At 68.9% G+C, this 8,345-nt stretch carries 9 protein-coding genes; 1 reads left to right on the top strand and 8 read right to left on the bottom strand.

Translation table 11 applies throughout. From position 1 onward, the window contains the following. Positions 1 to 81 precede the first annotated feature (81 nt). From K8V84_RS02795 to K8V84_RS02760, 8 genes are all read right to left on the bottom strand, one after another. Entirely contained in the window at positions 82 to 978 is an 897-nt protein-coding gene (locus tag K8V84_RS02795) for a type II secretion system F family protein (protein WP_304069933.1), read from the bottom strand. 25 nt (positions 979 to 1,003) lie between these two features. Then, positions 1,004 to 1,936, bottom strand: coding sequence for a type II secretion system F family protein (locus K8V84_RS02790; RefSeq protein WP_304069930.1), 933 nt, complete (start codon positions 1,934 to 1,936; stop codon positions 1,004 to 1,006). 64 nt (positions 1,937 to 2,000) lie between these two features. Then, positions 2,001 to 3,326: a CpaF family protein gene (locus tag K8V84_RS02785; protein WP_304069927.1), complete on the bottom strand. Its 1,326-nt coding sequence runs from the start codon at positions 3,324 to 3,326 to the stop codon at positions 2,001 to 2,003. Positions 3,327 to 3,361: 35 nt separating this feature from the next. Continuing rightward, positions 3,362 to 3,715, bottom strand: a complete 354-nt coding sequence (locus K8V84_RS02780) for a pilus assembly protein (RefSeq protein ID WP_304069924.1) — start codon at positions 3,713 to 3,715, stop codon at positions 3,362 to 3,364. Then, the gene (locus K8V84_RS02775) at positions 3,712 to 4,116 is read right to left on the bottom strand and encodes a pilus assembly protein (protein WP_304069935.1); all 405 of its coding nucleotides are present in this window, start codon (positions 4,114 to 4,116) and stop codon (positions 3,712 to 3,714) included. The genes K8V84_RS02780 and K8V84_RS02775 overlap by 4 nt, the downstream gene beginning before the upstream one ends. A 49-nt stretch (positions 4,117 to 4,165) precedes the next feature. Next, complete coding sequence (locus K8V84_RS02770) at positions 4,166 to 5,551, bottom strand: AAA family ATPase (RefSeq protein ID WP_304069921.1); 1,386 nt, start codon at positions 5,549 to 5,551, stop codon at positions 4,166 to 4,168. 6 nt (positions 5,552 to 5,557) lie between these two features. Then, a complete protein-coding gene (gene cpaB, locus K8V84_RS02765; RefSeq protein ID WP_304069917.1) occupies positions 5,558 to 6,295 on the bottom strand; it encodes a Flp pilus assembly protein CpaB in 738 nt (245 codons plus the stop codon). Between the two features lie 80 nt (positions 6,296 to 6,375). After that, positions 6,376 to 7,431, bottom strand: a complete 1,056-nt coding sequence (locus tag K8V84_RS02760) for a hypothetical protein (protein ID WP_304069913.1) — start codon at positions 7,429 to 7,431, stop codon at positions 6,376 to 6,378. 627 nt (positions 7,432 to 8,058) lie between these two features. Here K8V84_RS02760 and K8V84_RS02755 point away from each other — a divergent pair. After that, on the top strand, positions 8,059 to 8,345 hold a 287-nt coding region (locus K8V84_RS02755), incomplete at its 3' end, for a YkvA family protein (RefSeq protein ID WP_304069911.1).

Below are 8,345 nucleotides of genomic sequence, written 5' to 3'. Positions count from 1 at the left end.
AGCCGCCATTCGAACCTCCCGTGACGAACGTGTCACTCGTAATCACCCACCGAAGGCGTGGGTTTCTTCGACGGTGTCGGGTCAGCCGCCGAGAAGGTCGCCGAAGTCGATGTCGCTGCCGAGGATCATCGACCCGACGATGAGGATGAGCAGGCCCGGCAACAGGGTCGTGGCGGTCACCACGGTCACGCGCGGGTTGAGCCGCTGAGCCTTGCGGCGCATGTACTGGGCGTCCTCGCGACGCATGTCCTGGCTGATGTTGACCAGGGTGTCGCTGAGCGGGGCGCCCAGTTCCTCGGCCTGCTGGATGGCGGTCACGAACTTGCTGAGGGACTCGTTGCGGTTGCGGCGGCGCAGGGCGTCGAACGCCTCCCGGCGGGAGGTGCCCAGCTCCATCTGGCGCAGCGCGATGACGAACTCGCCGGAGAGCACACCCGGCATGGAGTCGGCGACCCGGGCCACGGCGGCGCGGAACGACATGCCCGCGCTCACCGTCACCGCGAGCACGTCCAGGAAGTCCGGCAGTTGTGACTGCACCTGATCGGCCCGTTCCTGGGCCTTGACGTACATGCTCAGGTCGGTCAGGCCCACGAAGGCCAGCATCACCAGGCCGAACATGGCGTTGTCGGACAGGAACAGCAGTACCGACAGGCTGCCGTAGAGCGCGACCTCGCCGATCTTGCGCCGGACGTACCTTTCCACGGTCAGTCCGTCGACCCGGCCGGACGCCTCGATCCGTTCGTGGATGGATCCGCGGCGCCTTTCGGTGAGCGAGGCCAGGACCGAACCGGCGAAGGGGCGGCCGATCGCCTCGGTGATCCGGTGCAGGAAGAACGTCTCGTCGCTCTTGACGACGGGACGTGCGGCCGGCTCGTCCACCGGCACACGCGTCTTCGACATGCTCAGGTGCAGGCCATAACAGGCGAGCACCACGATCAGCGCCGACGCCAGTGCCACCAGCAGGGGGAGCAGGTTCATCCGAGTTCCTTCGGGGGATCCGGGGCTACATCTTGAACTTGGTGATCCGGGACACCGCCACGAATCCGATGACGAACAGGGCCGCCACGACCAGCAGCAACCCGATCCCGGCCGGTTGGGAGGTCATGGTGCGCATGATGCCCGGCTGGATCATGTTGAGCAGGAACAGGGCGCCCACCGACATGAACCCCAGCGCCCACACGGTGCTGGTGGTCTCGGACAGGATGGTGCGCACCTCGCGCCGGGTCTCCTTGCGGTTCTCCAGGGTGGTCGAGATGTTGCGCAACGCGCTGACCAGAGAACCACCCGATCTGGACGCCACGATCAGGGTGGAGAGCAGCACGCCGAGCTCACGGGAGGGCATGCGTTCGCGCAGTTCGGCGACGGACTCCTCGAAGCTCGCGCCCAGCTTCATCGACTCGGCCATGCGCCCGAGCTCCTCACCGGCGGGCCCGTCGAGTTCGTCGGCGGCGATGGCCACCGCGGTGGGCAGGGCCAGCCCCGCGGAGGTGGCGTTGCCCAGGACCCGCGCCAGGTCGGGCAACTGGCCGGTGAACTCCTCACGGCGCTTGGCCTCGGCCCGGCTCAGGTAGGAGAAGAACAGGAACGCCACCCCGGCCGCGGCCAACAGCCCGAACATCGGTGCGAGGATCTGCCAGACCACGATGACGGCGAGCAGAGCTCCGCCCACCAACGCGACCAGGAAGGTGGACAGTCGCGTCTCCGTGCCCGACCGGGCCAGGCGGCGGCTGAGCCGGGCGCCCCACCGGGTGCGGTGCAGCATCACGTCCAGGCGCGCCATCGGGGTGGAGGCGTCGTACTCGGCCTGGGCCAAGGCGCTGCGGGCCGCGATGAGACGGCGTTGCTCGGAGCTGGCCACGAACTCCCAGACGGCCCACAGCAACACGGCCAGAACCAGAGCGACCCCGCCGAGGATCGCCGCGAACTGCCAGGTCAAGCTGACTCCCATCGGTTCGGGCCCGGCGGTGACGCCGAGAGTCGGAGGGTGAGGGGCGAGGTGATCACCGGTGTCCTCCGCGGGGGCCGTCGGGGATCACGCCGAACACCGAGGGGATGCTCTCGCCGACGTGGTAGATCCGACCGGCGACGTGGCGTGGCAGGGGACGGTGTCGGAACTCGCCCTTCACCTCGTGGTCGGTCCCGGTCGGCAGCGACGCGAACTCCAACAGCGAATCCAGCCGGAACTCCTCGCTGCGGCGTGAGGACACCACGGCCACCTCGGCGATCCGACGCGACCCGTCGGGCCACCGGCCCAGGTGCACGATCGCGTCCACCGCGTTGTTGATCTGGTCGCGCAGCGCGTTGTAGGGGACCCGGCCGTCGCCCAGGGTGGCCAGGGTCTGGATCCGGTGGATGGCGTCCTCGGCCGAGTTGGCGTGCACGGTCACCAGGGAGCCGTCGTGTCCGGTGTTCATGGCCTGGAGCATGTCGATGGTCTCGGGTCCGCGGACCTCACCGACGATGATGCGGTCCGGGCGCATCCGCAGCGCGTTGCGCACCAGGTCGCGGATGGCGATCTCGCCGCGTCCCTCGATGTTGGCCGGGCGTGACTCCAGCCGCACCACGTGGTCCTGCATCAGCTGGAGTTCGGCGGAGTCCTCGATGGTGACGATGCGTTCGGTGCTGGGCACGAACGCCGACAGGGCGTTGAGGAAGGTGGTCTTACCGGTGCCGGTACCACCCGAGACCACGATGTTGAACCGGGCCCGGACCATCGCCGACAGCAGCACGCCCGTGGCCTGGTCCAGGCTGCCCATGCGCACCAGGTCTTCGATGGGGTAGGGCTTGGGGAAGCGTCGGATGGTCAGCACCGGGCCCGACAACGACAGCGGCGGGATGATGACGTTGACGCGTTCGCCGCTGGGCAGGCGGGCGTCGACCATCGGCGAGGACTCGTCCACGCGCCGGTTCACCATCGAGACGATGCGGTCGATGGTCTGGTAGAGCTGCTCCTCGCCGTTGAAGGTCGCGTCGATGCGCTCCATCCGGCCCGCGCGTTCCACGAACACGTTGTCGGGGCCGTTCACCATGATCTCGGTGATGGTCTCGTCGGCGAGCAGGGGTTCGAGCACACCCAGGCCCAGCGCCTCGTCCACGACCCGTCGGGTGAGGATCGAACGTTCCCGGTCCGACAGCACCGGCCCCTCACGGGACAGGATGTGCCCGACGACCTTCTCCAGGCGGACCCGGCGCTGGGCCAGGGTCAGTCGTGACAAGTCCTCCAGATTGATCTCGGCCAGGAGTCGCCGTCGCCAGTGCGTCACACTGCTCCGGTCGGCCCGTTCCTCGTTGGAGCGGTCCTCTTCCAGGCGGTCCTTCAGCCCCATGTTCCTCGTTTCCTCCTTGGTGGACGGGCCACGCGTCACATGTTCGGCATGTCCACCCGACGGGTCAGTGTCACGTTCAGGTCCACCGAGAACACGATCGGCAGCGAGTGCGAGACCTCGACGTAGAACCCGTCACTGTCGTTGGTGCCGCTGGTGACGGTCGCCTCCTCCAACCAGCCGGGCAAGGCCTGGTGGGCGGCCTCCTCGGAGCCCTCCCGCGCCCCGGCGCGCGCCGCGGACTCCAACCGTTCGATCGCCACGAACGAGATGAAGGCCTCGAAGGCGACCACCACGGTGAGCAGCAGGATCGGCAGGACCGCGGCGAACTCCAGGATGGGGCCGCCACGGTCGGCGTCCCGGTGTGTTCGGGGGAAGAGGATGCGTCTCACGCGTCGTCCTCCTCCGGCTCCGATGGTTGCGCGCCCGGTGGTGGCTCGACGACACCGTCACGCGGGGTGACCTCGGTGACGACCCTCGCCTCGCCCGTGATGTCCCAGGGTCCGGTCGTACCGGGCAGGAACACCGGCATCACCACGGTCACCCGGGCATAGCGTGCTCCGTCGCGTTCCACGACGGAGGTGGTGAGAACGTCGGGGGTGTCCCACGGTGAGAGCACGCGCTTGCGGGCCTCCTCGTCGATGCGTTCCATGTCGTCGGGGGTGACCGCGGCCTGCCGGGCGGCCTCGGCCGCGCCGTGCGAGGCGTACATGGAGGTGAGACCGATGAGCAGCACCTGCCACACCAGGGCCAACGCCAGCATCATGAAGGGCACCATGGCGGCGAACTCCACGATGATCGCGCCCCGGTCCTCACGACGCGAGTGGGCGCCGCCGCGTCGCTCAGCCACCGAACCCCCGTCCCGTCGAACCCGGGTCCCAGCCGCCCGATCCGCCCGGCCCTCGCGCCCCGGTCACCGTGTGCCCGTTGAACACGTTGTGGCCGCTGGCGTTGAGGAACCCGGACACGTCCCGGGTGGAGGGTGCTCCGTCCGCCGCGGGCCCCGGCGCCGGGGTGGCGCCACCGGAGGGGGTGAACCCGCCCTTGCCGCTGCCGCCCGGTCCGGTGGGGGCGGTGAACAGGTCCAGTTCGGCGGCCAGCCGAGCGAAGGCCTTGCGCAGCCCCTCGTCGGTGACCTTGGTGGGGTCGCCGTTGTTCTCGCCGGGCTCCAGCGCCCGGTAGGCGGCCGGGACCGGGGTGCGCAGCACCTTGGTGCCCAACAGTTGTTGGAGGAAGTCCGGTTGGATCTCGTTCTTGCGGCTGTGCCGGGTGACCAGGGAGTGCACGTTGTCCTGGGTGCGGATCTGCAACCGTTCCCACATCGCCATCAGCCGTTGGGCCCCGCGCATCGCCGGCACGTCCGGGGTCACCGTCACCACGGCGCTGTCGGCCAGTTCCACCGCCATCGCGGTGGCCTCGTTCATGGTGGACCCACAGTCCACGATCACCAGTTCGTAGCGTGAACGCAGGGCGCTGAGGATGCGGCGGGTGGCACGGGCGTTGACGTCCTCGCCACGTTCCCCGTGCTCGGGGGCGAGCAGAACGTGAGGGCCGCGCGGGTCCACGTACAGGGTCTCGGCGAGCATGCCGGGGCTGATGTCGTCGGCGCTCTCCACCAGGTCGGTTATGGATCGACGGTGCTGGAGGTCGAGGAAGGCGGGCAGGTCGCCGGCCTGCAGGTCGAGGTCGACCAGGCACACGACCCGGTCGCGTCTGGCCGCCGCCATCGCCAGGTGCACCGCGCAGGTGGTGGTGCCCACTCCGCCCTTGGCGCCGCTGATCGTCAGTATCCGTCCGCGGACCCCGGAAGCCGGTAGTTCGTGGGAGGCGGACTCCAGGTGACGGCGCAGCGTGCGCGACCATTCGGCGGCCTTGGCGATCCGCGTCTCCAGCTCGCCGATCCCGGCGTCCGCGGACAGCACCCCGCGAGCGCCCGCCTCCATGGCCCCGGTGAAGGTGTTCGGGTCCATGACCGAGGACACCAGCAGGATCGCCAGTTGAGGGTGGCGGTGGGACAGGTCGCGCACGGTCTCCAGGACCGGCGCGGGCCCCATGTCCTCGTGGATGAGGATGACGTCGAGCTCGGGGAACTCTCCGGCCGCGTCGTGCAGCGCCGTGCCGGTGTTGCGGATGGCCACCAGGTCGCACGTGCCCAGTTCCTCGAACCGTGCGGCGAGCACCATCTCGGTCTCGGACGTGGGCATCCCCGCCAGAACGCGGAAGTTCACCGCTGTCTACCCCCCATGCGGCACGCGCCGCTCGTCGATCAGGTCGTCGAAGTCCCCGCTGCAGAACTGTTCGTCACCCGGGGAACCACCACCGTCCGCGCTGACCAGGGCCAGCCGCAGTTTGGTGGAGAACTCCTCGGCGTAGGCGAGCTGCAGGGCGCTGTCCGGGTCCAGCCGGAACGTCACCGGAACCACACCGGTCACCCCCGAGTCGGTCTCCTGGCTGCGCAGCTCGCCGATGTCGAGGACCTCGACCTCGGTGATGACACGGGTTGCGCAGGCCTCACCGTGGTCGCGCGGCTGGAAGGTGCCGTAGATGTCCACGACCGAGCCGCGTCGCACCTTGCCGGCCACGCCGGTCTCGGCGTTGACCATGATGGCGATCTCGCGTTCGCCCTCGGTCAGGGTCGGCTGTGGCTGCACCATGCCCTGCTGCAGGAGAACACCGGTCTCCAGGTGGGAGGAGGCGACCAACTGCTGGTCGGCGGGGGTCTCCACCTCGGAGAGGTCGGAGATGAACACCTCCGGGTCGAAGTACATGCTGGGGACCTCGACCGACTCGACCTGTTCCTGGGTGATCGGTTGGTAGGCCTCCACGTCGTCGACCAAACGCAGGACCGTGGCGAACCGGCCCAGGCGTTCCTGCTGGTTGTCGAGGTAGGTGAACACGGACGCGAACACTGCCACTGCGCCGACCGCGGCCACGACCATGAGCAGGACGCCTCGTCGCTGACGGGGGTTCATAAGGGGGCTCTATCCGTTTCCAGTGTCGTCGTTGGATCCCGTCGTCGACACGACGATGGGACCCGACCGGGAGGGGTCCGTCACCGTGAGTAGGACCGTGGGTCCAGTCGACGGTGTGGTGGTTCCTCCACGGAGGTGGTCGGGGACTGTGGGGACCGAGGGGGCTGTGGAGAACGTTGGCGGGCCTCTCCGTTGGGTGGCGGCCCCGGTGCCGGAGCACCGGCCCTCGGTGGGCGTGGGACCGTTGGCGGACCCGCGGGCGGGGTCGATCGTGGTCCCGGGGTCGGGGGACGCACCGTCGAGGCGGGAGGCGTGTAGATGGGGTGTCCGGTGGAGTTGGCCGAGCAGAACGGGCAGGGGCGTGCGGCCATGGGTTCGCCGCACCAGGCGCAGGCGGAGGCCCGGATGGACCCCGCCGCGTAGGCCAGGGCCTGTGGGTGGGCGCTCAGTGCCACGAACTCGACGTATTTGGAGGTGCCCCAGTAGGTGCCGCCCAGTGGCTGGGCGGGCAGGTTGCGGGTGGCCACCGGTTGGATGGCCTGTGGGAGGTTGTCGTCGAACACCTTGGTGATGGCCGGATCCGGGGTGGAGCTCAGCAGTTGCACGGGTTGGACGGGTCGGAACGGCAGCCCGGCGGCGATTTCGGCCGGGCGTAGTCGACCCACCCGCGCGGTGGGCGCGCAGAACGCCAGGAAGGACACCGACGGCGCGTAGGAGCCCATGTGCTGGCGCATGCTGGTCGGCAGGGTGGACAGGCCTGAGACGGTGCGCAGCCAGGCGCCGGCGAGCAGGTGCTTGGGCAGTTCGCCACTGAGCGCGGCGACCATGCCCGGTGGAAGGTAGGGGGCCAGGTAGGCGAGTTGGTCGGCCACCAGGGACAGGGCGAGAGGGGACAGATCGACGCCGATACCGGCGATCCGGTCGGTGCGCAGGGCACCGCGGGCGAAGTTCACCGCGCGTTCGGCGTCCGTTGCCTGCCATGCCGGATAGAGGGCGACGACCTTGCGGCCGGCCCGGACCTGTTCGATGGCGAAGGCGACGAACGCGGAACTGCGCGCGCCGACGGTGTCCCCTCTGAGCGGGAACCGGTGGGCCCCGGCCTCACCCACGTGCCCCGTGCTGGGGATATCCGCCAACAGGGCTACGGTCGTCGCCGACCTGGGTTGGGCGTTGGACACTGGGAAGGCTCCATCGGTTCTGCGCGTTCGGCGAATTCGAAAGGCGGAGCGGCGGCCCATGCGACGGGGTACCACTCGGACGCATCGTAACGAATGGGTGGCTCGGGGTGGGAGGGGCGGTATTCGTTACCGTGCGGTGGGGTGTGTTCCGGTGGTTTCCTTTCCGGCGCCTTCCTGGTGGGGTGATCTGCTGCGGGGGCATGCTGTGGCCTCTCGGGGCGGGGACGGGGGCCGTTGGCCGTATGCGGCCACTCCATGCTGTGTGGTTTGTGGTGTTTGGTCCGGTCTTCTGGGTTTCGACGTTCCCGATGTGTCGATCCGCGTGACAAAGGGTGTGCCGACTCCCCAAGGATGCCTTTTCCGGATCAGGACCACCAGTGTCCCCGTAAATGCTGTGGACAACTCCCACCGAAAGTCCTCCCATCTGCGCAAAAGCAGTCACAGTGTCCCCACCGGCCCCTTTCGTCACCGCGCGGCGGTGTCATCTAGGTCTCTTCTCGGTTGCGCGGGCGCTCCTCGGGAACGATCCGGGGCGAGATCGCGTCATATCTTGAGTAGTCACTTGCCCCCTGAGGAGAGCGAACGATGCGCAACGCAAACCGGGCCGCGGCCGGGGCGGCCGCCTGGCAGGTCATCCAGAACACCGACGGCAAGGTCTCCGTGTGGCAGCGCGTCAGAGCGTTCCCGCGCATGATCGGAGCCAAGCTGCGCGGTCGTTACCCCGAGCTCGGCGGCGGCAAGCTGTTCACCATGCTGGCGCTCGTCCTGTACGTCGTCTCGCCGATCGACTTCATCCCCGAACTGCTGTTCTCCGTGCTGGGTCTGGTCGACGACGTCGCCGTCGCGGTGTGGCTGACCACGATGGCCCTGGG

The sequence above is a fragment of the Nocardiopsis listeri genome (assembly GCF_020741345.1).
GTDB classification, from domain to species: Bacteria; Actinomycetota; Actinomycetes; order Streptosporangiales; family Streptosporangiaceae; genus Nocardiopsis; species Nocardiopsis listeri_A.
Note: the sequence above shows the minus strand (reverse complement) of the source record. Positions and strands in the feature narration are given on the sequence as shown.